At 67.9% G+C, this 22466-nt stretch carries 22 protein-coding genes and 2 tRNA genes; 16 read left to right on the top strand and 8 right to left on the bottom strand.

The window, feature by feature from the left end; all coding sequences use genetic code 11:
- Positions 1-61 precede the first annotated feature (61 nt).
- The 3 genes from ON29_RS07340 to ON29_RS07330 are packed head-to-tail and all read left to right on the top strand — an operon-like array spanning position 62 to position 2647.
- The gene (locus ON29_RS07340; protein ID WP_051174958.1) at positions 62-835 is read left to right on the top strand and encodes an ABC transporter permease; all 774 of its coding nucleotides are present in this window, start codon (positions 62-64) and stop codon (positions 833-835) included.
- A complete protein-coding gene (locus ON29_RS07335; RefSeq protein ID WP_040865388.1) occupies positions 828-1655 on the top strand; it encodes an ABC transporter permease in 828 nt (275 codons plus the stop codon). The genes ON29_RS07340 and ON29_RS07335 overlap by 8 nt, the downstream gene beginning before the upstream one ends.
- Positions 1652-2647 carry an ABC transporter ATP-binding protein gene (locus tag ON29_RS07330; RefSeq protein WP_040865387.1) on the top strand — a complete coding sequence of 332 codons (996 nt, stop codon included), beginning with the start codon at positions 1652-1654 and terminating at the stop codon, positions 2645-2647. Before ON29_RS07335 ends, ON29_RS07330 begins: the two co-directional genes overlap by 4 nt.
- Before the next feature lie 27 nt (positions 2648-2674).
- Here the strand turns inward: ON29_RS07330 and ON29_RS07325 are convergent, their stop codons facing one another.
- Entirely contained in the window at positions 2675-3352 is a 678-nt protein-coding gene (locus ON29_RS07325; RefSeq protein WP_040865386.1) for a DUF4389 domain-containing protein, read from the bottom strand.
- Between the two features lie 215 nt (positions 3353-3567).
- Between ON29_RS07325 and lpqS the strand changes: the two genes are divergently transcribed.
- From lpqS to ON29_RS07310, 3 genes are all read left to right on the top strand, one after another.
- Positions 3568-3984 (top strand): putative copper homeostasis (lipo)protein LpqS, encoded by a 417-nt coding sequence (lpqS, locus tag ON29_RS07320; RefSeq protein ID WP_040865385.1) that lies wholly within the window; start codon positions 3568-3570, stop codon positions 3982-3984.
- 239 nt (positions 3985-4223) lie between these two features.
- Entirely contained in the window at positions 4224-5276 is a 1053-nt protein-coding gene (locus tag ON29_RS07315; protein ID WP_040865429.1) for a PLP-dependent cysteine synthase family protein, read from the top strand.
- A complete protein-coding gene (locus ON29_RS07310; protein WP_040865384.1) occupies positions 5273-6511 on the top strand; it encodes an MFS transporter in 1239 nt (412 codons plus the stop codon). The genes ON29_RS07315 and ON29_RS07310 overlap by 4 nt, the downstream gene beginning before the upstream one ends.
- 43 nt (positions 6512-6554) lie before the next feature.
- Here ON29_RS07310 and ON29_RS07305 read toward each other — a convergent pair whose 3' ends face one another.
- Entirely contained in the window at positions 6555-6833 is a 279-nt protein-coding gene (locus ON29_RS07305) for a hypothetical protein (protein WP_210750904.1), read from the bottom strand.
- Between the two features lie 431 nt (positions 6834-7264).
- On the opposite strand from ON29_RS07305, the gene ON29_RS07300 reads away from it, so the two are divergent.
- A complete protein-coding gene (locus ON29_RS07300; RefSeq protein ID WP_040865383.1) occupies positions 7265-7795 on the top strand; it encodes a DUF4254 domain-containing protein in 531 nt (176 codons plus the stop codon).
- Here the strand turns inward: ON29_RS07300 and ON29_RS07295 are convergent, their stop codons facing one another.
- Genes ON29_RS07295 through ON29_RS07285 form a run of 3 tightly spaced genes read right to left on the bottom strand, consistent with a single transcriptional unit; the run spans position 7796 to position 10401 of the window.
- Positions 7796-8071: a hypothetical protein gene (locus tag ON29_RS07295; RefSeq protein WP_245548852.1), complete on the bottom strand. Its 276-nt coding sequence runs from the start codon at positions 8069-8071 to the stop codon at positions 7796-7798. It lies immediately after the preceding gene.
- Between the two features lie 42 nt (positions 8072-8113).
- Entirely contained in the window at positions 8114-9262 is a 1149-nt protein-coding gene (locus ON29_RS07290; protein WP_051174957.1) for a fatty acid desaturase family protein, read from the bottom strand.
- 20 nt (positions 9263-9282) lie between these two features.
- Entirely contained in the window at positions 9283-10401 is a 1119-nt protein-coding gene (locus ON29_RS07285) for a ferredoxin reductase (protein ID WP_040865381.1), read from the bottom strand.
- A gap of 170 nt (positions 10402-10571) precedes the next feature.
- Here ON29_RS07285 and ON29_RS07280 point away from each other — a divergent pair, with 170 nt between their 5' ends.
- Positions 10572-11192: a TetR family transcriptional regulator gene (locus tag ON29_RS07280; protein ID WP_040865426.1), complete on the top strand. Its 621-nt coding sequence runs from the start codon at positions 10572-10574 to the stop codon at positions 11190-11192.
- Positions 11193-11236: 44 nt separating this feature from the next.
- Here the strand turns inward: ON29_RS07280 and ON29_RS07275 are convergent, their stop codons facing one another.
- A complete protein-coding gene (locus ON29_RS07275; protein ID WP_040865380.1) occupies positions 11237-12601 on the bottom strand; it encodes an MFS transporter in 1365 nt (454 codons plus the stop codon).
- Positions 12602-12720: 119 nt separating this feature from the next.
- Between ON29_RS07275 and ON29_RS07270 the strand changes: the two genes are divergently transcribed.
- From ON29_RS07270 to cmrA, 3 genes are all read left to right on the top strand, one after another.
- Positions 12721-13278, top strand: a complete 558-nt coding sequence (locus tag ON29_RS07270; protein WP_040865379.1) for a PadR family transcriptional regulator — start codon at positions 12721-12723, stop codon at positions 13276-13278.
- A 21-nt stretch (positions 13279-13299) separates the two neighbouring features.
- Positions 13300-15330, top strand: coding sequence for an NADPH-dependent 2,4-dienoyl-CoA reductase (locus ON29_RS07265; protein ID WP_040865378.1), 2031 nt, complete (start codon positions 13300-13302; stop codon positions 15328-15330).
- Between the two features lie 128 nt (positions 15331-15458).
- Positions 15459-16262, top strand: a complete 804-nt coding sequence (gene cmrA, locus ON29_RS07260; RefSeq protein ID WP_040865377.1) for a mycolate reductase — start codon at positions 15459-15461, stop codon at positions 16260-16262.
- A gap of 6 nt (positions 16263-16268) precedes the next feature.
- On the opposite strand, the gene ON29_RS07255 is transcribed toward cmrA, so the two are convergent.
- Positions 16269-17975 (bottom strand): helicase HerA-like domain-containing protein, encoded by a 1707-nt coding sequence (locus ON29_RS07255; protein WP_040865376.1) that lies wholly within the window; start codon positions 17973-17975, stop codon positions 16269-16271.
- 187 nt (positions 17976-18162) lie between these two features.
- Between ON29_RS07255 and orn the strand changes: the two genes are divergently transcribed.
- From orn to ON29_RS07240, 3 genes are all read left to right on the top strand, one after another.
- Positions 18163-18816, top strand: a complete 654-nt coding sequence (gene orn, locus ON29_RS07250; RefSeq protein ID WP_040865375.1) for an oligoribonuclease — start codon at positions 18163-18165, stop codon at positions 18814-18816.
- Positions 18817-18871: 55 nt separating this feature from the next.
- A tRNA-His gene (locus ON29_RS07245) sits at positions 18872-18947 on the top strand.
- Between the two features lie 192 nt (positions 18948-19139).
- Positions 19140-19391 (top strand): hypothetical protein, encoded by a 252-nt coding sequence (locus ON29_RS07240; RefSeq protein WP_040865374.1) that lies wholly within the window; start codon positions 19140-19142, stop codon positions 19389-19391.
- A gap of 70 nt (positions 19392-19461) precedes the next feature.
- Here the strand turns inward: ON29_RS07240 and ON29_RS07235 are convergent, their stop codons facing one another.
- Complete coding sequence (locus ON29_RS07235; protein ID WP_040865373.1) at positions 19462-20700, bottom strand: L,D-transpeptidase; 1239 nt, start codon at positions 20698-20700, stop codon at positions 19462-19464.
- A 308-nt stretch (positions 20701-21008) separates the two neighbouring features.
- On the opposite strand from ON29_RS07235, the gene ON29_RS07230 reads away from it, so the two are divergent.
- Both ON29_RS07230 and ON29_RS07225 read left to right on the top strand, forming a co-directional pair.
- Positions 21009-21081 (top strand) — tRNA-Lys (locus tag ON29_RS07230).
- A 712-nt stretch (positions 21082-21793) separates the two neighbouring features.
- Entirely contained in the window at positions 21794-22426 is a 633-nt protein-coding gene (locus ON29_RS07225) for a transglycosylase SLT domain-containing protein (protein ID WP_040865372.1), read from the top strand.
- Positions 22427-22466: the final 40 nt, after the last annotated feature.

Below are 22466 nucleotides of genomic sequence, written 5' to 3'. Positions count from 1 at the left end.
GGCGGACAGCGTGCCGTCGGGGGAACGATTTCGCAGCGCCGTCGCCCTCTACACATCGCTCATGGGCGCCGGATTCCGCAGACAGTGGCAATACAAAGCGGCGATGTTCGCGGGACTGTTCACCAACTGTGTATTCGGGTTCGTCCGCGCGGCCGTCCTGGCCGCGGCGGTGGACGCCGGCGGTGACTTCGGCGGGTACGACCGGGGCAGCATCGGCGCCTACGTATGGCTGTCACAGGGGCTGCTCGGCGCGTTGCAATTCATGGGATCCCTCGGACCACTGGATGATCGGGTGAAGAACGGTGACATCGCCATCGATTTCCTGCGTCCTGTCGATATCCAATGCGGTTATCTCGCGGACGATCTCGGGCGAGCGGCGTGCACCTTCTTGCCGCGCGGCATACCGAGCGTGCTGGTGGGCACGCTCACCTTTGGGCTGGTGATGCCGGTCTCGGCCGGCCCCTACCTGCTCGGCGCGGTGAGTGTCCTGTTGGCCGTGGTGATTTCGTTCCTGTGCCGGTTCATCGTGGTGCTGATCGGATTCTGGGTGGTGGAGACCCGCGGTATCCGGGTGCTGTACTACACCGGCGGGACCTTCCTGGCCGGGCTCTTCGTCCCGGTGCACATGTTCCCCGCGTGGCTGGGCGCGCTCGCGGCCGCCACGCCTTTCCCCTCGATCCTGCAGTCTCCGATCGACGTGCTCTCCGGCCGGACCACCGGTGCGCAAGCGCTTTCCGTCGTCGGCGTTCAGGTGTTCTGGGTGCTGGTGGCCGGGATCGCCGGGCGCGTGCTGCTGATCACCGGCCGGCGCAGACTGGAGGTGCAAGGTGGTTGAGGTCGCTGCCGCGCGCGCCGGGTCGTGGTCGACACCCTACGTCGCGGTGTTGCGCTCCAGGATCCGCGCGCAGCGCAGCTACCGATTGTCCTTCGTCAGTGAACTGCTGAGCGCCCTCCTGGTCGGCCTGGTCGAGTTGGCCGAGGTCTGGCTGATCTTCCGCGCCGCGCGCGTCCTCGGCGGACTGGATCTGGACGGCGCACTGCTGCTGTTCGGATTGAGCAACACGAGTTTCGCACTGTCCCAGGTGCTGTTCGGTCACCTCGACACGCTGCCGGTCCTGATCAGGATGGGCCAGCTCGACGCCTATCATCTGCGACCGCAACCACTGCTGCTGCAACTGATCACCAGCGATGTCTCGCTGCGCAGGTTCGCGCGCGCGTCCGTCTCGATCGTCGCGCTGGCGGCGGGCTTGGTGCGCAACGACATCGCCTGCGACGCGACCACGGTCGCGCTGCTCGCCCTCACGCTCGTCGGAGGTATCGCGCTGTTCGGCGGCGTGTTCGTCTGCGCCGCGGGGTTGCAGTTCTATCTGATCGACGGCTCCGAGCTCACCAACAGCTTCACCTATGGCGGCTCGTTCGCGGCGACGCAACCCGCGTCGGTGTTCCCCACCCCCATGCGATTGCTCTTCGGGTTCGCGATTCCGGTCGCGTTCACGGCCTACCTGCCCACCCTCGCCCTGCTGCGCCTGCCCGGCCCGCCGCTGCTGCCCGCCTGGCTGGCCTGGCTGACTCCGGTGGCGGCGCTGTGGGTCTGGCTGCTGGCGCTCGGTCTGTGGCGCTCGGGCACACGGCACTATCAGGGAGGCGGAGGATGAGAACGAGCCGGTGCCCCGGCCCGGAGGCGATCATCGATATGGAGGACCTCACCAGGCAGTTCACCCTGTATCGCAAGAACGGCCGCCGCTGGCGCAGGCGCCGTGAAACGCTCACCGCGGTCGACGGGATGACCGCCCGGATCGAGCGGGGCGCCGCCGTCGGTTACATCGGCGCCAACGGTGCGGGCAAGTCCACCACGATCAAGATGCTCACCGGCATCCTGGTGCCCACCTCCGGCACCGTGCGCACCTGCGGGCTGGACCCGGTGCGGCAGCGACGCGAACTGGCCGGCCGGATCGGGGTGGTGTTCGGCCAGCGCTCCCAGCTGTGGTGGGATCTGCCGCTGCGCGAATCGTTCTCGATCCTCGCCGCGATTCACCGATTGGCGCCGGGTACCGCGCGCGAGCGCGCACACGAACTGATCGAGCAACTGGAAATGGCCGACACCCTCGACACACCGGTGCGCCAGCTCTCGCTGGGCCAGCGCATGCGCGCGGAAGTCGCCGCGGCCCTGCTGCATTCGCCCGAGCTGGTGATCCTCGACGAGCCCACGATCGGCCTCGACGTGCTGTCGAAACAACGGTTACGCGAGTTCCTCCGGGCCGAGCGCGCCGAGCGCGGCACCACCCTGCTGCTCACCACGCACGACATGGGGGACATCGAAAGGCTCTGCGAACGCGTGCTCGTCGCCGACCACGGCCGCTTGGTGTACGACGGGTCGCTCACCGGCTTGGCGGCCACCGTCGGCGCGCGCCGGGTGCTGGTGGTGGACCTGGCCGAACCGGCGCCGGACTTCGACGATCTGCCCTCGGCCCAATTGCTGGGCACCGAAGCCGACGGCATGCGGCAACGGCTGGCCTTCGATCCGGAACAGATCACGGCCGCACAGCTGCTGGCCACGGTGTCGGAGCGCGCCGAAGTGCGGGACCTGTCGATCGAGGAGCCCGAGATCGAGGACGTGGTGCGGCGGATCTACGAATCCGCCCGCTGACGAACGGGCGGTTCCGGTGGGCCGGGTTCAGTCGGACTCACGAGCGCCCTGGTCGAGCCGGAAGGGCGGGTACTCGTCCCGCATCAAACCCGCGTATGCCTGCACGCGGATGATCCAGCGATTGATGCCCATCACGAAGTCGTAGAGGCCCCGCGGGTAACGCGCCGTGAACAGCAAGGCGACCAGCGCGACGATCAGCAGGATGCCCAGCAGCGAAATCGAGGCGCCGCCCCAGTCGTCCCCCTCGCCGCCCGCGAACGCGACGCCGCCGCTCACCACCGCGCCGACGATCAGGTAGTGCGGGATGGCCAGCAACCACCACTTCACCAATACCAGGCCGCGGTGCAACGTCTCCGGGTAGTCGATCTCCAGGTCGGCCGGGTAGTCCGCGTCAGCCCGCAAGCTGAACGGCGGGTACTTGTCGGTGCCGAGCACCGACAAGGAGTAGAAGGTCACCCGCCATCCCCAGCGCATGACGCCGACATTGAAGTCGAACAGGCCTCGCGGGTACTTGCCGGTGATCAGGATCGCGAAGAAGGCGACGACCGTGAGCACCGCGTAGGCGATGTGGAGGAAGAACAGCACGATGTAGTGCGGTATCGCCAGTAGCCACTTGACCAGCCACAACCACCGCGACAGCGCGGGATCCAGATCGCCACGCACGCGAATCGGGTCGGACGGGACGGCGGGCTTCTCGAGTTCCATGAGCAACGCTCCTTACGGTTGCTGTGATCCAAGCCACAACCAGTAGGTGTGCTGATTGTCCCGTATCCAGCCGTGCGGGAACGGCACCATCTGATACCGACACGCCAACGAATAGGGGCGGTCCGCACACGGCCGGGCCTGAGCCGCAATCGAATCGATCGAACCGCCACCAACACCGGCGGATCGCGCCCTGGCCGGACTTGTACCATCGGGACGTGACGTTCTGCGCGCTGCGACTACCGGTGACCCGGGTATTCGTGGCTCTCGCGTACACCGCCTGGATGGTCGCCATCGCGGTGCCCCAGTGTCACGTCTTCACCCACGCCGCCGCACCGCATGCGCATATCGAAGCGTCAGGCCCGGTCATGGCCTCCTCCGTCACCCAGGCTGTCCTCCTCGACCGCCATCAGCACGCCAACGAGCCGGATCGGCACGTTCCCGGCGACGCAGTGCTCGCCGCCCTGCCGCGCGCCATCTCACTGCTGGTGCTGCTGCTGGTCGCCTCGGTGCCGATGCTCCTGGCGGCGCCCGCGGCCGCCCTCGGCGGCGGCGTGCGCGCCCCGCCGATCGCATCCATCCCGGTGTGTCCGGGCAGAGACAAACTCACTCGATTCGGCATCGATCGGAACTGATCGGTCAGCGTCAGGCCGGAGCCTGCCGGGGCCCGGCCGGTGTTCGTGCGAAGTCCGCACTCACACCGTCGCTACCAGTAGCGACCGCACAGAATCGACGATTCCCCATGACTTCTGCACTGCAGAACCCGGCTGTGCCCGATCCCGCTCCGCGCGAGCCGCAGACGCGTCCCTCGACACCGCTCGCGAGCCCGGCGAGTCTCCTCACCACCGCCCAGCGCTGTCCGCGTCCGGACACCATGGTGGGCAACACGCCGGTCCTGTGGATCACCGAACCGCTGGGCGACACCACGCCACCGGAGGGCCGCGGCTTCTGGGCCAAGCTCGAAGGCGCCAATCCCGGCGGGATGAAGGACCGGCCCGCGCTGCACATGGTCGAGCGCGCCATCGCGCGCGGCGACCTCGCACCGGGCGCGCCGATCATCGAATCGACCAGCGGCACGCTCGGCCTGGGCCTCGCGCTGGCGGGCATGGTGTATCACCACCCGGTCACACTGGTCACCGACCCCGGCCTGGAACCACTCATGCACCGCATGCTCGCGGCCTACGGTGCGCGGATAGAACTGGTCGCCGAGCCGCACCCGACCGGCGGCTGGCAGCAGGCGCGCCGCGACCGCGTCGCCGAACTGCTGGCCCGGAACCCCCGGGCATGGTGCCCCGACCAGTACCGCAACCCCGACAACCGCGACGCCTACGAAACCCTGGCGCTCGAACTGGTCGCCCAGCTGGGCCGGATCGATGTCCTGGTCTGCTCGGTCGGCACGGGCGGCCATTCCGCCGGAATCGCGCGCACGCTGCGCCGATACTTCCCGCACCTGCGTTTGGTCGGCGTCGACGCCGTGGCGTCCACGATCTTCGGCCAGCCCGCGGGACGGCGGCTGATGCGTGGGCTGGGGTCGAGTATTCATCCGGGCAACGTCGACTATCCGGCGTTCGACGAGGTTCACTGGGTCGCGCCCGCGGAAGCGGTGTGGGCCTGCCGCAGGCTCGCCGCGACACACCATGCCAGCGGCGGCTGGAGCGTCGGCGCCGTTACCTTGGTCGCCGGTTGGCTGGCCCGCACCAGCGATCCGGCCACACGGATCGCCGCGATCTTCCCCGACGGCCCGCTGCGCTACTTCGACACCGTCTACAACGACGAGTATTGCCGCGCGCACGGCTTGCTCGGCGTCACGCCGCCCGCCGCACCCCTGTGCATCGCGCACCCGGCCGACGCCGTCGCCGACTCGTGGACGCGCTGCACGACGGTCGTCGATCCCCGCGGTGGCGCCGATGCGGAGCGGACGCGATGACCGAGCTGATCGCCACCTTCCGCGGCTTCAACCGCCCCAGCCGCATGCTGATGGTCAATCAGTTCGCCATCAACACCGGGTTCTACATGCTGATGCCCTACCTGGCCGGTTACCTGGCAGGCCCGCTCGGGCTGGCCGCGTGGGCGGTCGGGCTGGTTCTCGGCATCCGGAACTTCGCCCAGCAGGGCATGTTCCTGCTCGGCGGCACCCTGGCCGACCGACTCGGCTACAAACCGCTGATCGTGACCGGATGTCTGCTGCGCACAGGCGGTTTCGCGCTGCTGGCGGTCGCGGATACGCTCCCGGCGCTGCTGGTCGCGTCGGCCGCGACCGGTTTCGCGGGCGCGCTGTTCAATCCCGCGGTCCGCGCGTATCTGGCGGTGGACGCGGGGTCGCGCCGGGTGGAGGCGTTCGCCGTGTTCAACGTCTTCTATCAGGCGGGCATATTGCTCGGCCCGATCGTCGGGCTCGCGCTGATGGCCGTCGACTTCCGCGCGACCGCCACGGGCGCCGCGGTGGTGTTCGGCGCGCTGACGCTGGCCCAGTTACGCGCGCTCCCGCAGCACACGGCCGCGCCGAAAACCACCTCCGTGCTGGACGATTGGCGCGTCGTACTGGCCAACCGCCCGTTCCTGCTGTTCGCCTCGGCGATGATCAGTTCCTCGGTGCTGGCCTTCCAGGTCTACCTGGCGTTGCCCGTGCACGCCGCACGGATCGCGGGCGACTCGGCGACCGCGCTGATGACCGCGGTGTTCGTGCTGTCCGGGTTGATCGCGATCGCCGGGCAGCTGCGCATCACCCGCTGGTTCGGGCAGCGCTGGGGCCGCGCGCACAGCCTGGCACTGGGTATGGCGATTCTCGCGTCCGCGTTCGTACCGCTGGTGGTGATCCCGGGCACCGGCGCGGGCGTGTGGCCTGCGATCGGCGCGCTGCTGCTGACCGCCGTCGTCCTGGGAATCGGTGCGGCAGCGGTCTTTCCGTTCGAGATGGACACCGTGGTCGCACTGTCGGGCAACCACCTGGTGGCGACGCACTACGGCCTCTACAACACGATCGTCGGCGTCGGCATCCTGCTCGGGAATCTGGGCATCGGAACGCTGCTGGATGCCACGCGCGAGGCCGGTCTGAGCGCACTGGCGTGGGCGGCGCTGGTCGCCGTCGGCACGGTCGCGGCGGCGGCATTGTTCGCGCTCGCCCGTTCCGGACGGCTCGACGCACCGGTCCCGGTCGGCTGATCGAGCGGGCCGTCCCGGGTGCGTGCCGGCCGGGACGGCCTGGTCAGGCAGGTCCGTTCGACTGCGCCGAATAGAGGCTGACCTCGCCGTCCTCGCTGAGGAAGGCGTTGACCAGCATGGTGCGGTTGGCGCGCAGTTCCTCGTGATCCGGGGCGCTGGTGGTGATCGAGATCTGCGGGATGACCGCCCAGTTGACCACGTACCGCTCCGGCGGGCCGTCGTCATCGGACAGCCGGGCCAGACGGAAGACCGAGACGGTCTTGCGGACGATCAGATTGCGCACGACCTCGGCGATTCGCTCAGGGTCTTCCAGTGCGAACATGAAGCCGAATGTCAACTCGGGCGATGACACGTAGGCGGGCACGAAGACCGAGGTTAGCCGATCGGACGCGGATGCGCAGCGCTCGGGTCGAATCGGGTTGCTGCGCATGCGCTCGAACAATTCGCGAGCGCACAACCTCTGTGCAGAGCCGGTTGACCGATCCGTAACGGAACATAACGATTACCCGGCAGCTCCCGGATTCGCACACCAGAGTATTGCGTGGATTCGGCTATCGCGCTTTCCTGAAAGTGTCCCGATTACTCGGACGTCTTCTCTCGCATCGTCGCGGATTTCCCGGTTTCCCTGCCGTGCTGGTGGACCGTGGGACGACATCCGGATGCGGGACTGCGCCGGAGCCGAGGGGCGCCCCTCCCCGAAATCCCCCTCGGCCCTGGCGCATCCAAGATTCGCCGCAGCGCCGGAGGTATGCCATGCCCACCGAATACGCTCAGCGCGGCCTCGGAGCCGAGGAGCTGCCACCGGCCGCCGCACTGCTTCGAGCGATCCGCGAAGCCGGCGAGAACCAGCACCGGCACAGCGTGCTGCACGCCGCGCGCATGCTCGCCGACTGCCACGAGCGACGGCAGCCGGCGCTCGAGCGAGCACACGCGCCGGGGGCGTCCAGCGCGCGCGTCGCGGCATGCAGCAGGCAGCTGGAGGACATCGACGGCTGCCGCGCCGAATGGATCGGACGAATCGACGCCTGGGTCGCCGCCAACGTGCAGCACCGGGAGGGCGCCTCGCTGCATACCGAGACACTCGGGGCGGTGATCGATCGAATCGCGGCGAAATGGGTTGCGGCTCGTCACACTTTGGACGACGAGATCACGACTGGGCCGCATCCGGCGCAGGTAGACGGGGAAGCCCACCTGCGGTGGACGAGGCTGGCCGAACTGATCGACGGCTACCAGGATCTGATCACCGACGTCACCGAGCACCGGCGACGGCTGCCGGTGTGGTGATCAGCGCGGCTCGTCGACTCCCGGTTCGACGACTTCGGCGTCGAGGAACTCTTCCGTCCGGCTGACCGGCGGCTTCTCGACCGGGACCTCGGCCTCGTCGCCGAGATCGGTATCGAGGTCCCGCTGCGCCGCGGCGTCCCGGCGAGCCGCGGCCGCCGCCTCCCGCATCTCGATCGTGTCGGTGATCCACTCACCGATCTCCCGGGTGACCTCGGCGACGGTGCCCGTGATGATGCCGGCGATATTGCCGACATGCTTGGCGCCGGAGGAGGTCATTTCCTGAATGAGATCTTTGTTGCTTTCGAATTTCCCGATCATTCACACGCCCGCTTCGCTCGCCTGCCGCTGTCGCATCACGATAACACCGGGAGACGGCTCGCTCTCGACCCAGCGCGGCGGCAGTGCGAGTTTGAAAATCTTCTTCCACACCGAGCCGATCTGCTTACCGAGCGGGCCGGTGTTGTACGGCAAACCGTACTTTTCACACAATGCGCGCACAGTCGGCGCCATCTCCGGATAACGGCTCGCGGGCAGGTCCGGGAACAGGTGGTGTTCGATCTGGTGCGACAAATTGCCGGACATGAGGTGGAACAGTTTGCTGCCGCTGATGTTGGCCGAGCCGAGCATCTGCCGGATGTACCACTCGCCGCGGGTCTCCTCCGCGGTCTCCTCCTCGGTGAACGTCTGTACGCCGGTCGGGAAGTGACCGCAGAAGATGATGGCGAAGGCCCACACGTTGCGCACCAGGTTGGCGGTGACGTTACCGGCCAGGGTGTGGAAGAACAGCGGCCCGGTCAGGGCGGGGAACACCAGGTAGTCCTTGAGCACCTGCTTGCCCGCCTTGCGCCACTGGCCCAGGAGCAGCTTCTTGACCTCCGGCCACTTCTTCTTGCCCGCCAGGATGTTCTCGACCTCGAGGTCGTGGCCCATCACACCCCACTCGAACAGCATCATGAGCACGAAGGCGTACAGCGGCTGCCCGAGCCGCAGCACGTTCCACTCCTGGGCCTCGTCCATGCGCAGGATGGAGTAGCCGATGTCGCGGTCCTTGTTGTGGATGTTGGTGTAGGTGTGGTGCAGGTAGTTGTGCGAATGCTTCCACTGGTCGGCCGGGCAGACCGTGTCCCACTCGAACACACGGGAATTCAGGCCGGGCTCGCGCATCCAGTCGTACTGGCCGTGCATCACGTTGTGGCCGATCTCCATGTTGTCCAGGATCTTCGACACACTCAGCGCGGCCACCGCGGCCAGCCAGACCGGCGGAAGGAAGCCGAGATACATCAGGCCGCGCCCGGCGATCTCGAAGCCGCGCTGCGCCTTGATGATCGAGTACAGGTATTCCCGGTCGCGCTCGCCGAGGTCGGCGACGATCGCGGCGCGCAACTCGTCGAGTTCGCGGCCGAGTTCCTCGATCTGGTCCGGGCTCAGGACCAACGGTCCGTTGTCGGTTTCGGTCAGGATGGTCATGATCGGTTCCCCTTCTTCGATTAGATGTCGACCTCGACGTCGCCGACCGGCGCGCTGATGCACAGCTGGATCGGCTGGTCGGGGTCACTGTCGGTCTCGCCGGTGCGCAGATTGCGCGTGCAGCCGGAGCGGCGCACCGCGGTGCAGGAGAAACAGATCCCCATGCGGCAGCCGTACTCGGGGCTGAGCCCGGCGGATTCGGCCTGCTCGAGCAGCGAGGCGCCGTTGTTCCGCGCGCTCACGCCGCTGGCCGAGAAGCTCACGGTGCCCTGCGCGTCCGCGGCGTCGGCCGGGGCGAACGAGAGGGTGAACTCCTCGGTGTGCAGCCGGTCTTCCAGCTGCTCGGCCTGATAGATCGTGCGCACCGCGTCCATCAGCGACTGCGGGCCGCAGACATAGGTCTGGGCGTCGGCGAACCACGGCGCCACGCGCTCCAGTTCGTCGTAGTCGAAGTATCCGCTGTTCTTCGGTTGGTTCAGGTCCACCCACGGTGCGTCGGGGTCGACCCGCGCCAGGTCCGGCGCGCGATGCGGATACCGCAGCTCGATGCGGAAGTTCGGGTGCCGCTGCGCGATCGCGTCCAGTTCGGCTCGGTGCGGCAGCACCGCGGGTGACTTCGCGTAGTGCAGGAACACCACCTCGCCCGGATGATCCTCCGCGGCGAGCGTGCGCAGCATGGACAGCACCGGCGTGATGCCGCTGCCGCCGCTGATCAGCAATACGCGCTGTGGTCGCGGTTCGGGCAGCCGGAACACGCCGTCGGCGGGGGTCAGGTCCACCACCATGCCGGGGGCGGCGTGGCGGTAGAGGTACTGCGACACCAAGCCGTCCGGATGCGCCTTGACGGTCAGTTGGATAGTGCGATCCCGACCGCCTTCCGGGTTCACCGGCGAATAGCACCGCGTGTGCCGCACACCGTCGATGACCACGCCGATCTGGACGTACTGTCCGGCGACATGGCCCTTCCACTGCCGGGTCGGGCGCAGCGTGAGCGTGACCGAACCCGGCGCCGAGCGGCGCACGTGAGTGATTTCGGCCCGCATGTCCCGCACCGTGAGGGTGGGGCGGACCAGCTCCAGATACCGATCCAGCGGGTGTGGCGAGGTCAGGGTCTGCACCAGGTTGATGAGATCCACCATGAGTTACTCCGTGCCTTGTCGGGCTGACGACGTGCGACCGATATTCAGTGCACGTCTGTACACTAAACTAGTGTGACGGATGATGGGGGCTAGGTGTCAACCGGCGAAACATGTGACTCGAACTACATCTAGGGATAGGTCGAATGGTGCACGGATGTATGCTCACCGGGATGAATGAGCAGGCAGCTACCCGAGGCGAACGCAAGGAGCGGACCAGGCAGGCACTCCTGGACGGCACCCTCGCGCTGGCTGCCGAGCGCGGATTCGCCGCACTCAGCCTGCGGGAGATCGCCCGCTCGGCGGGGATCGTGCCCACGGCGTTCTACCGGCACTTCGCGTCGCTCGAGGACCTCGGCGCCACCCTGGTCGACGACGGCGTCACCGCGCTGCGCCTGGCGCTGCGTGAAGTTCGCCGCAACGCGGACGCGAGCCTTTCGGACACGGTGCGTTTCGTGTTCACTCAGGTGGGGCCTAAACGTGAGCTGTTCGGCTTCCTGACCAGGGAGCGCCACGGCGGGTCCGCGGCGCTACGCACGGCCATCGCCCGGGAGATCCAGCTGATCGTGCGCGAGCTGGTCGCCGACCTCTCCCGGATCCGCGCCCTCGACTCCTGGACGCCACGCGACCTGGAAATCGCCGCCGACCTCATGGTCACCACGGTGACCGACGGGATCGCCGCCTACGTGTCGGCCGCGCCGCGCGACGAGCAGACCATCATCGACCGCACCGTCCAGCAGATGCGGTTGATCGCGCTCGGCATGGGGAGTTGGCGTCCTCCGAAGCGGCGCTGATCCGGCGACGGACAGCCGTCGCGCTTCTCACTCGCCCGCCACGCTCACTCGGCGAGCCGCGACTCCTCGGCGTCGTCGCGCTCCGCTACGACCGGATCCGGCGGCCGCACCGGCAGCAGCACCGCGAGCCCTGCCGCGAGCACGACGAGCAGGCCCGCGATACCCGCGCGCTCGGTGTCGAACAGCCAGACGAACAAGCCGAACAGGCTCGGCGCGAGGAAGGACACCGCGCGCCCGGTGGTGGTGTACAAGCCGAAGAGCTGGCCTTCGCGGCCGGGCGGTGCGAGGCGGGTCAGGAACGAGCGCGCCGCCGCCTGCGCCGGTCCGACGAAAACGGTCAGCAGCAAGCCGAAGATCCAGAACATCAGCGGCCCGGACACCACGGCCAGGGCCAGTCCGCACACCAGCATGGCGGCCAGGGACACCACGATGACGATCTTCGGCCCGACCCGGTCGTCGAACCGCCCCGCGACGATCGCACCCAGCGCCGCAACGACATTGGCGGCTATGCCGAACAGCAGCACATCCGAGTCGGCGATGCCGTAGACCCGCACGGCGAGCACCGCCCCGAAGGTGAACACTCCGGCGAGGCCGTCCCGGAACACAGCGCTGGCCACCAGGAAGCCGACCGTGCGCCGGTCGGTGCGCCACAGCTCGCGCAGGTCGCGCCACAGCACCCGGTACGAGCCGAGGAATCCGGCGCTCGCCGCACCGGGATCGGCGTCGGTGCGCGGCAGTTCGGGGACCGCGAACAGAACCGGCAGCGCGAAGGCGGCGAACCAAACGGCGGCCAGCACGGCGACCAGGCGGATGTTGAGTCCGTCGTCGGTGGGCATGCCGAGCAGCCCGCGGTTGTCGCCCTCGCCGGAGATGAAGCCGAAGTAGCAGATGAGCAGCAGGAAGATGCCGCCGAAATAGCCCATCGCCCAGCCGAATCCGGAGACCCGGCCGACCGTCGCCGGCGTGGACACCTGGCGCAGCATCGCGTTGTACGGCACGTTCGCCAATTCGAAACAGGCCGACGCGAATGCCAGCAGGGCCAGACCGAGCCACAGATCGCGATAGTCGTCGTGCACGAAGAACATCAGCGTCATCGCGGCGATGGTCAGCGCGGTCAACGCACCGAGGGAGCGTTTGCGTTTCGCGGACGCGTCGAAGCGCTGTCCGCTGACCGGCGCGGTCAACGCCACGATCAGGCCCGCGATGCCAAGCGCCCACCCCAGCCACGCGCTGGCGGAGACACCGCCGGGTAGGTCGTCACCGACCTTGTCGGTGAGATACACGGAGAACACGAAGGTGAGGATCACGGCGTTGAATGCCGAAGACCCCCAGTCCCACAGCCCCCACGCCACCACCTGCCCGCGCCCGGCGGCCTGCCCTACTGTCGCCCGGGCGTTCACCTCGGTCATGCGCGCAGCATAATGCGCGCGGCCCTTCGAGGCCGGTGGAAGCGAGTTCCGGCCCGCGAACCCCCAGTCTGCTATGCACTTAGTTGCATAGTACCGAATGTCACGGCTATTCTCACCGCATGGCACTGGAGCACGCGTTGCTGGTATCGCTGACCGAGCGCGCCGGCTCGGGATACGAGTTGGCGCGGCGCTTCGACAAGTCCATCGGATACTTCTGGAGCGCGACCCACCAGCAGATCTATCGCGTCCTCAAACGGATGGAGGAGTCCGGCTGGATCGACGGCGAGTCGGTGGTCCAGGAGGGCAGGCCGGACAAGAAGGTGTACTCGGTGAGCGAGGCGGGCCGCGCCGAACTCACGCGCTGGATCGCCGAACCGAGCGACTCCGGTACCCCGCGCAACGAACTCGCGGTGAAGATCCGCGCCGCCGCCCACGGTGACATCACCGCGTTGCGGGCCGAAGTGGCCCGCCATCGCGACCAGCACGCCCAGCGACTCGAGCTGTACCGGCAGATCGAGAAACGTGACTTCCCCGCTTCCGACCGGCTCGGCGGGACGGCCCTGCACCAGTACCTCGTCCTGCGCGCGGGCATCCGCGTGGAGTCGGGGTTCGTCGAATGGTGCGACGAAGTACTGCACGCACTGCACCCGCGCGCGACAGCCCCGCACGCGGATTGACGGAGAAAGGCGACCGCACCGATGAGTTCCTTCCCCCATTTGTTCGAGCCGCTCGATCTCGGCTTCACCACCTTGCGCAACCGAGTGGTGATGGGGTCGATGCACACCGGGCTGGAGGATCGCGCCTGGGACACCCACAGGCTGGCCGCCTACTTCGCCGAGCGCGCACGCGGCGGCGCGGGCCTGATCATCACCGGCGGCTACGCGCCCAACCGCGCGGGCTGGCTACTGCCCTTCGGCGCCAAGCTGACCAACAAGACCGAGGCGTACCGGCATCGGACGATCACCGAAGCGGTGCACGCCGAAGGCGGCAAGATCGCCATTCAGATCCTGCACGCGGGTCGCTACTCCTACATGCCGGGCAGCGTGTCGGCATCGTCGATCAAGGCGCCGATCAATCCGTTCCGCCCGCGCGCGCTCTCGGCCAAAGGCATCGAGCGGACCATCGACGACTACGCCCGCTGCGCGAAGCTGGCCCAGTTCGCCGGTTACGACGGCTGCGAGATCATGGGTGGTGAAGGCTATTTCATCAACCAGTTCCTCGCACCGCGCACCAATAAGCGCACCGACGCGTGGGGCGGCTCACCGGAGAACCGGCGCCGGATCGCGGTGGAGATCGTGCGCCGCACCCGCGCCGCGGTCGGCCCGGACTTCATCATCGTGTTCCGGTTGTCCATGGCCGAGCTGGTGGAGAAGGGGCAGACCTTCGACGAGATCGTCGCGCTGGCCCAGGAACTCGAAGCCGCCGGGGCGAACATCCTCAACACCGACATCGGCTGGCACGAGGCGCGGGTGCCCACCATCGTGACCTCGGTGCCGCGTGCCGCCTTCGTGGAGTTCACCGCGAAGATCGCCGCGCGGGTGGGCATCCCGGTGTGCGCGTCCAACCGGATCAACATGCCCGAAGTGGCCGAGGAGATCCTGACCCGGGGTGACGCGCAGCTCGTTTCACTGGCCCGCCCGTTCCTCACCGATCCGGAGTGGGCGAACAAAGCCGCGCAGGATCGCGTCGACGAGATCAACACCTGCATCGCGTGCAACCAGGCCTGCCTGGACCACGCCTTCCAGCGCAAGACCGTGTCGTGTCTGCTCAACCCGCGCGCGGGCCACGAGACCGAACTGAAGTTGCTGCCGACCCGCCGCGGCAAACGCGTCGCCGTGGTCGGCGCGGGCCCGGCCGGGCTTTCGGCGGCGGTGAACCTCGCCGAACGCGGCCATCACGTCGAGCTGTTCGAAGCCGACGACAAGATCGGCGGCCAGTTCGACATCGCCCGCCGCATCCCCGGCAAAGAGGAATTCAGCGAGTCGATCCGCTACTACCACCGGATGCTCGAACTCACCGGCGTCACCGTGCACCTGAACAAGCGGGTCGGCGCCGACGAACTCATCGCCGGAGGCTACGACGAGGTGATACTCGCCACCGGTGTGCGGCCGCGGATCCCCGACATCCCCGGAATCGACCACCCCATGGTGCTGTCCTACGCCGAACTGGTCCGGGAGGAGAAGCCGGTCGGCAAGCGCGTCGCCGTGATCGGCGCGGGCGGCATCGGCTACGACGTCAGCGAATTCCTCACCGTCGAGGGCCATCCCACGCTCAAGCTGGACGAGTGGAAGGAAGAGTGGGGCGTCACCTCCGACGACGAGCAGGTCCGCGGACAGCTCACCGCGCCGAGGCCGGCTCCTGCGGCACGCGAAGTCGTTCTGCTGCAACGGAAGACGTCCGCGTTCGGCAAAGACCTCGGCAAGACCACCGGATGGGTGCACCGCGCCGCGCTGAAGGCCAAGGGCGTCGAACAGATCGGCGGCGTCAACTACGAACGCATCGACGACAACGGCCTGCACATCAGCTTCGGGGAGAAACGGCAACGGCCGCAACTGATCCCGGTCGACAACGTCGTCGTCTGCGCGGGCCAGGAGTCCGTGCGTGATCTGGAAGCCCCGCTGCGCGCCGCAGGCGTCAGCCTGCATCTCATCGGCGGCGCGGAGCTGGCCGCCGAACTGGACGCCAAACGAGCCATCGACCAGGGCACCCGGCTGGCCGCACGGCTCTGACCGGGCGCGGCGGCCGGGCCGCCGGACGCCCGGTCGCCGTTGCCGCGGCGTGGAATACCGCCTCGCCCGGGATCGCGCGGCAGCCTCCGTCGGCGTCCCCCCGCGCGGCATCGCCTAGGCTGCACGGGGTGAGCCTGCCCTCCCCCACCTCCGAGAACCGCGCGGTCGTCACCGGCGCCTCCTCCGGCATCGGCACCGCGCTCGCCGCCGACCTCGCCGCTCGCGGCTACTCGCTGATCCTCGTCGCCCGGCGCGAGGAGCTGCTCACCGAGCTCGCGCAGCGGCTGACCCTGGCCCACGGCATCACCGCCGAGGTGCGCGCCGTCGACTTGGCCGACCGCGACCAGCGCGGCGTGCTGGTGGAGGAACTGGCCGCCCGCGACATCGCCATCCTGTGCAACAACGCGGGCATCGCGACCTTCGGCGCGGTCGCCGAACTCGACCCGGCCTACGAGCGCGCGCAGATGGAACTCAACGCCGTCGCCGTGCACGATCTCACCCTGGCCGTGCTGCCCGGCATGCTGGCCCGGGGCGGTGGCGGCATCCTGATCAGCGGCTCGGCCGCGGGCAACATGCCGATCCCGAACAACACCACCTATGCCGCGAGCAAGGCGTTCGCCAACACCTTCTCCGAATCGCTGCGCGGTGAGCTGAAGGGCTCCGGCGTGCACGTCACGCTGCTGGCGCCCGGCCCGGTGCGCACCGAACTCCCGGACCCCGCCGACGCCTCCATCGTCGACCGGATGGTGCCCGACTTCATGTGGGTCTCCTCGGAGTACACCGCGAAGGTGTCCATCGACGCGCTCGCCCGCAACAAGATGCGCGTGGTCCCCGGCCTGATCAGCAAGGGCATGAGCGTGGCGGGCCAGTACGGCCCGCGCGCGGTCACCGCTCCCATCGCGGGCGCGTTCTACAAGAAGCTCGGCGGCTGACCTCGCTCAGCGGCGCCTGGTGCCGAACAGGCTGCGGGTGATCTGGCGGCCTGCCGCGCTCGCGGCCGAACGCAGGAAGCTGCGCACCGCGGGGTTTCTCATGATCCGCTCGGCGGCGGAGTCCTCCTCCTCGCGGGTCGCGGCACGGCCGGGCACGGGAGCGGGCTCCGCCTCCGGCGCCGCCGCGGCCATCTTCGCGGCGAGCAGTTCGTAGGCCGACTCCCGGTCGATGGTCTGGGCGTACTTCGAGGCCAGCGGGCTGGACAGCGCCCGCGATTTGATCGCGTCCGCACCGATGGTGTCCATCAGCGACCGGGGCGGCCGCAGCCTGGTCCAGGCCACCGGCGTCGGCGCGCCCTGCTCGGAGAGCACGGTCACGATCGCCTCACCGGTGCCGAGGGAGGTCAGCGCCTGCTCCAAGTCGTAGACGCCGGTTCTGGGGTAGGTGCGGACGGTCTTGGCCAACGCTTTCTGGTCGTCGGGGGTGAATGCGCGCAGGGCGTGCTGGATGCGCGCGCCGAGCTGGGAGAGCACCTGGTTCGGGATGTCGGTGGGCAACTGGGTGCAGAAGAACACGCCAACCCCCTTGGACCGGATCAGCTTGACGGTCTGCTCCACCTGCTCCAGGAACGCCTTCGAGGCGTCGGAGAACAGCAGATGCGCCTCGTCGAAGATGAAGACCAATGCGGGCTTGTCCACGTCGCCGACCTCGGGCAGCGTCTGGAACAGGTCGGCGAGCACCCACATCAGGAAGGTGGAGAACATCACCGGCCGCGCCGCCTGTGCGCCGAGCTCGAAGAGCGTGATCACCCCTTTTCCGTCCACCACCCGCACCAGGTCGGCCGGGTCGAGTTCGGGTTCGCCGAAGAACGTATCGCCGCCGTCGGCCTCCAGATTCACCAGTGCGCGCAGGATCACCCCCGCGGTGGCCGCGGAGACACCGCCGATACCCTTTAGATCCTCCTTGCCCTCGGGGCTGGTCAGATGTGTGATCACGGCGCGCAGGTCCTTCAGATCCAGCAGTGCGAGGCCGTTGCGGTCCGCCCAGTGGAAGATCAAGCCGAGGGTGGACTCCTGCGTGTCGTTCAGCTCGAGCACCTTGCTCAGCAGCACCGGGCCGAAGGAACTGATCGTCGCGCGGATCGGCAGCCCGGCTCCGGTGGTGCCCAGTGAGACGAACTCGGTCGGGAAGCCGGTCGGCGCCCAATCCGCGGCGGCAGTCTCCGCGATGCGTGTGGCGAGCCTGTCGCTCGATCGCCCCGGCTCGGCCAGACCCGACAAGTCGCCTTTGATGTCGGCCAGCACCACCGGAACACCGGCACTCGACAGCTGCTCCGCGATGCCCTGCAAGGTTTTCGTCTTCCCCGTACCGGTGGCACCGGCGACCAACCCGTGCCGGTTCACCATCGGCATCGGAATACGGACGCGGGCGGCGGGATCCACCGTTCCGTCGACCACGACGGTGCCCAGTTCCAGCGCGAGTCCTTCGAACGCGTAACCCGCGGCGATCTCTTGCGCGGCGGAGGCGTCTCTCCGCTCGCCGGACGGCTCGTCTCGCGCCACGGGCGAACCCGCTCCCGCCTCGGCGGCGACCGTCTGTTCGGCCAGCTCGCGTTCGGCGGCCTCCGCGGCAGCGGCCGCCTCGGCCGCGACCCGCGCCGCCTCGTCGGCCGCCTTGCGCGCCGCGGCCGCCTTCTCCTGAGGGGTGGTCATCGCACGTCCTCCGTCCTGGCTCGACTCGAACCGCTTCGCGCAGTATTTGCTGTCGCACCGAAAACGCCGGGTGCCGATCTGGAAGAAACTGTATCCCCGCCGGTCAGATTCATTGCCGCATCGGCGGCTGAACGGTTGCCGTGCCGTACCGCCTGCTCGGGACCTCGGCCCGGCTAATGTTGCACGGGTGTCCGACAAATACATCGTGTGGATGGATTGCGAGATGACCGGCCTGCGCTTGGACAGCGACAAGCTGATCGAGGTGGCCGCGCTCGTGACCGACAGCGATCTCAACATCCTCGGCGAGGGCGTGGATATCGTCATCCACGCCGACGACGACGCGCTGGCCGCGATGCCCGCGGTGGTCGCCGACATGCACGCGCGCTCCGGCCTGACCGAAGAGGTCCGCCGCTCCACCGTCACCCTGGAAGAGGCCGAGCAGCGGGTGCTCGACTACATCCGCCAGTACATCCCCACCCCCCGCACCGTGCCGCTGGCCGGTAACTCGATCGCCACCGACCGCGGTTTCATCGCCAGGGACATGCCCCTGCTCGACGCCCACCTGCACTACCGGATGGTGGATGTGAGTTCGATCAAGGAGCTGTGCCGCCGCTGGTATCCGCGCATCTACTTCGGCCAGCCGGAAAAGGGCCTGAGCCACCGTGCGCTGGCCGACATCCAGGAGTCGATCCGGGAACTGGAGTACTACCGGCGGACCGCGTTCGTCGCGCCGCCCGGCCCCTCCACCACCGAAATCGCCGCCATCGCCGCCGAGGTCTCCCAACTCGCTCCGGAGCGGGCCGAATCAGCCCAGGTCAACAGCTCGCCTGACGCCGATTAGGGAGTGGGCGGGTTGACACGCTAATATCTAGCCCGCCGGTTGTTCACCGGCGATGGTGAGCGTAGTTCAGTTGGTAGAGCACCAGGTTGTGATCCTGGCTGTCGCGGGTTCGAGTCCCGTCGCTCACCCCAAGAGCCCGGACGGCCCCGAGAAATCGGAGCCGTCCGGGTTTTTCTTTGCGTCTCATTCCGTTCCCCGGCGCACGCCCGCCACAATGTGAAACGAATATCGTCCAGAATCCTCCACGTCTCCGTAGACTGCGATCCACGTGGGAGGGTGTCGCTGGGGCGCCTCCCGGTTCGACCAGAAAGACACACCTCGTGATGCGTTCCGCGGTTATCGCAGCCTTCGTCGGCGCCACCCTCCTCACCGGATCCAGCGGAACCGCGGCCGCGGGCATCGGGCTTCCGCCGCTGCCCGCCTCCGGCTCGGCGTCGAGCGGATCGGCGGGCGGCCTGGCCACCACCGGCTCCGCGGGCAGCGGTTCGGCGGGCAGCAAACTGCTGTGCGCAGCGACCGGCAGCGCGGTCGCGATCCTGGGCGACGCCCAGCTGGGCTGCAACATGCTGCCGTGAACACAGCCCCGAAATGCCGAACGGGCCACCGGATTACGCTCCGGTGGCCCGTTCGGCGTCCTGCTTCTGCTCAGCGATTGTCGTCCGCGTTGCCCGCCTTCCAGACCGGCCAGGGGATGTTCCAGTCACCCAGGCCGTCCACGCCGGACAGGGTGCCGCCCACGGTGTTCTTCACGATCGTGATATCGCCGCGCTTGGCGTTCTGGAAGACCCATTGCGCGTTCGCCGGGCTGAGGTTCAGGCAGCCGTGACTGGTGTTGCTGTACCCCTGCGCACCCACCGACCACGGCGCCGAGTGGAAGAAGATGCCGCTGTAGGACAGTCGCGTCGCGAAGTCCACCGGCGTCTTGTACCCGTCCGGCGAGCTGACCGACACGCCGTAGGTCGAGGAGTCCATGATGATCTTCTCGTGCCGGTCGGCGACGATGTAGATGCCGTTGTCGGTGGGCGTGCTGTCCTTGCCCATCGAGGTCGGCATGGTGCGGATCACCTGGCCGTTCTGCTCGACGACCACCTGCTTGGTGTTGTCGTCGGCGGTGAAGACCACCGCGTCACCGATGGTGAAGAACGAGTGGATGTTGTCCTGGCCGTACAAGCCGTTACCGAGATCACGCCCATAGACGTTCACGTCGATGGTGACCTTCGTCCCGGGCGCCCAGAAATGCTCCGGCCGCCACCGCACCTCGCGATTGTTCACCCAGTAGAACGCGCCCTCCACCGGCGGCTCAGTAGTGATCTTGATGGCGGACTGCGCCGCCTTTCGGTCCGGAATGTTCTCATCGAACTGGACGGCCACCGGCTGACCGATACCGACCACCTCCCCCTCGCCGGGGACCAGGTACGGCTTGGTCTGGTTACCGGGCGAACTCGTGGTGAAGCTCAGCGTCGCGGTGTTCGCCCCGCCCAGGCCGATCGCGTCGGCCTTCAACCGGTAGGTCTTGCCGTATCCGAGCACCTCGGTGGTCTCCCACGACCGGCCGTCGGCGGCGAGCTTGCCCTCGATCGACTTGCCCTGCGGGCTGACCAAGGTCACACCGGTGAACTTGCCGTCCTCCACCTTGAACGTCATCGGGACGCCCGGCGAGACGCCGACCTCGCCGTCCTTCACCGGCGACAGCAGCTTGGGCTTGATCAATTCGGTGATGGGGTTGCGGTCGATGACCGCCTGCGCCGCATCCGTGGCGTCGGATGCCGAACATCCCGTCAGCGCCAAGGCGGCGACCGCGACAACGATCACCGGTCCCGCGACAGTGCGTAGGGACCACCGAGCGGCCGGCTTGCGCTTCTGCCGACCTCGACCAACACTCATTTCCAACCCCGTTTCAAAGTCTCGGTGCTCCAGGACACACCGATGGCTTCGGATACCGACCGCTACGTCGCGTCACCCCGCCGTGAACGCGGGCGATCGAAACCACAATCGGACATTCTGCCAGTGCGTAACGTCCAGGCCAATGTGAACACCTCGTCCGTCACTGCAGCGTTACCACCTGTAGATCAACCCGGCGATCCGCCGCGTTACCGGCCCGCGAGCGCATCGCATCACGGCCGGTCAGGGCACGATTTCACTTCTGCGGCCCCGGCCTGTTAAGGTTTGTCCCGCACCGGAACACGGAGCACGCGCCATTAGCTCAATTGGCAGAGCAGCTGACTCTTAATCAGCGGGTTCGGGGTTCGAGTCCCTGATGGCGCACATCACATAAACCGTGCCCTTGTCAGTCATCGGCTGGCGAGGGCACGGTTTTCTCGTCTCCGGATTCGCCGCGGAACCCGTGACATCACCGTGACCTGGGCTTCTTCCCAGTTGCACCAGTGGTCTCAATTCGGACAGCAATACGCCCGCGAACCCCCCGAAATCCAGTTGTACAGCCGAAAACTTCTGTGATGTACAGCACAAGAGGTTTAACGGCAAACTCCCAGCTTGGATAACGATTCGGCTACCGCGTCCTGGGCTTTCCAAGATCGTCAACGCCTATCATTCAAGTTTCGTTCACCCTCTGTTAACCAAGCGTGACCATTCTGCAATCAGGTCACAAAGCGACCTGAAGTTTGGTCAGCCCGAGGAGTTGTAGACACCGATTCGGTAACGATCACCGGCAGGCAACTGCCCGCCACGTGATCGGCGGAGCGGAATCCGGCAACGGACCCGCGATCCACACTTCCGCCCCGTCTCTTCGCATCGAGATGCGAAGTCCCGCGCGACACCGCGGCCGAGCCCATCGAGGGCGATCCGGCGCCGCACACACGAACCGTGTCGCGTTCCGGGGACATCATCGTCCCCCACAACAAAACCACACAACAGCACATGGCCGTTTTCGGCGAACGCCCCGAGCGTACGCCGCAGGATCCGTGCTGCCCAACTGCGGCCCGGATCGAGTAAGTCCCCGATAAAGGAACCGATTCGAATGCCTGACAGACGCCTTTCCACCCTTCGTCGCCCCTCGCTCCGCGAAACCGTCACCGTGGCCGTCGCCGCCGCGGGTGTCGTCGCCGTGGCCGCCTGCTCCGCGGCGTCCGTGGCCGATGACAGCGTCCCGTCTCGCATCGCCATGGTGGCCGAGCAGCAGCCCGAGGCCGCCGCCGCGCCCGCCGTGGTCGCCGCCCCGGTCGCCGAGGCGATCCCCGCGCCGATGCCCGCTCCCGCTCCCGCCCCTGCTCCGGCGCCCGCTCCCGAGCCGATTCCGGCCCCGATGCCCGCCCCGGCCGCGCCGGTCTACGCGGACAACCTCGACGGCTGGATCCGTCAGGCGCTCGACATCATGCAGGCCAACGGCATCCCGGGCAGCTACGAGGGCATCCACCGCAACATCATGCGTGAGTCCACCGGCAACCCTCAGGCCATCAACCTGTGGGACTCCAATGCCGCCATGGGCATCCCGTCCAAGGGCCTGCTCCAGGTGATCGACCCCACGTTCGCCACCTACCACGTCGCGGGCACGCCCTTCGACATCTGGGATCCGGTCGCCAACATCGTCGCCGCCTGCAACTACGCCGCGCACCGCTACGGCTCGATGGACAACGTCAGCAGCGCGTACTGAGTCCACCTCGCGCCGCGGCCTCCCCATCCGACGATGGGGA

This window comes from Nocardia exalbida NBRC 100660, from assembly GCF_000308575.1.
GTDB lineage: Bacteria > Actinomycetota > Actinomycetes > Mycobacteriales > Mycobacteriaceae > Nocardia > Nocardia exalbida.
The sequence above is the reverse complement of the archived record's forward strand: the minus strand, read 5'-3'. Positions and strand labels throughout refer to the sequence as shown.